The sequence below is a fragment of the Synechococcus sp. H70.1 genome (genome assembly GCF_047502705.1).
Classification (GTDB): Bacteria; Cyanobacteriota; Cyanobacteriia; order Thermostichales; family Thermostichaceae; genus Thermostichus.
In genome coordinates this window covers 1-1501 of sequence record NZ_JANSIV010000030.1, presented here as the reverse complement: position 1 = coordinate 1501, position 1501 = coordinate 1, and the positions used below count along the sequence as shown (strand labels likewise).

The 1501-nt window shown below is 62.6% G+C and carries 1 pseudogene; it reads right to left on the bottom strand.

Annotation, left to right across the window (positions count from 1 at the left end):
- Positions 1-1501 (bottom strand): annotated as a pseudogene (locus NW827_RS02155) (type II secretion system protein); the annotation flags it as partial.

Genomic DNA, 1501 nt, shown 5'->3' with positions numbered 1-1501 from the left:
GGCACCAGCGGCAAGGGCAAAGAGTCGGTGCGGGTCAGCTCCAGGCGCTGCCCCACGATCACCCGCAGGCCCTCCACACGAGCCCGCCGCTCCCAGTAGCCATCCAGCCCCACCTCGGCAAGCGCGCCTTGGGGTGGGTTGTCTTCGGTGAGGGATTCGCCCAGCTCATTTTTGGCCTCAGACGGGATCCGGTCACCTGCCCTGGCGTTGAACTTTTCGGCAAAGGTGGGCACGTTGCAGCCCTTCTGCGGGTCAGGCGTCACGGGTGGACGCTCGTAGCTGGCCTTGGGCCCAAAGCGGTTGTCGGCCCGATAGACATCGTCCACGTAGGGAGGGCAGACCTGGTCGGAACCGGCCTGAAAACCGCCAGCCTTGATCCGGCCGGGGTTGGGCTCCCGTTTGGCGTTGAGGGGAGAATTTGCCCATCCAGCCGCGTCTTGCTGGTAATTTCCTCGGGTGCGTATGCGGCCGAAAAGGTGGAGCTCCAGCGGATCCAGGGCCACACTCTCCGGCTCTACCGTGTTTTGCACCGAGTCAAAGTTCTGGTTGTTTAGACTGACCGACACCCTCGGTGCTACGTCTTGCTCGCCGGAGTGCACATCGAAAACCAGGCTATCGCTCACCTCCTGGCCAGCGTAGCCAATAGCCCCTGCCACCAGCTCTCCGAAGGCAGTAATCTCCGAGTTATCTACAGGCATGTAGAAGCAGGATTGCTCCGAGCTGATGGTGAAAGCCCGGAACAAGTTGTTGGGAGCATAGCGGAAGAAAAGGCTGCCGCCGGCGTAGATGGCGCCGTTCCAGTTGTAGGCGGGGGTGAAGAAGAACTCCAGGTCGCCGCGGCTGAAGGCCCCCCACTTGTTGAGGAGATCCCGCCGCTGATCCTGCTGGAACTGCAAAGCCGAAATGGCGCGGGTGGTGGAGTCGGCGCCTTGAATGGGCAAGGTGACGGCAAAGACTTGGAAAGGCTTGTACAGCGCCGATCCCGCCTGGAACCAGTCTCCCACGTTGGGGTTGGCGGTCTGCTCGGCGGGGTTGTCGGTACAAGCGCCCAGAGCCGACCCTTGCAGAGGGCCACTGCGGATCATCAGGCGCCGCGCCCGCTCCGTATCCGTTAGCCGGCTGTCCTCAAAGCCAGCGCCAGCAGCCCGACGCGTGTTGAGAATAGTGTAGGCAGTTACAGAGTCGTTGACGCCGTTGTTGTCGGTGTCCACCAAAAACCACCAGGCCGGCGCCCGTACCGGTACAGGCAGGGTTTGCCCGGGGTTGTTGGGATCCTCCACCTCAATTTCGGTTCTAATTATGAACTGGGTTTCATCGGGGAGGATGTAGGGCTCGTTCTCATCCCGCGGGAGCAGCCCTTCCGCCCCGTCGTTAATCAAGGCCGCGGCAAGTTGGGCATCAGTAGGGGTGCCGGCGGGCAGGCGGGGATCCCGCAGCAGGTAGTCAATCTTGGCCCGCGCCCGGTCGATGGCGGCGTTTAGTTGTCGGCTAACCGTCTGCC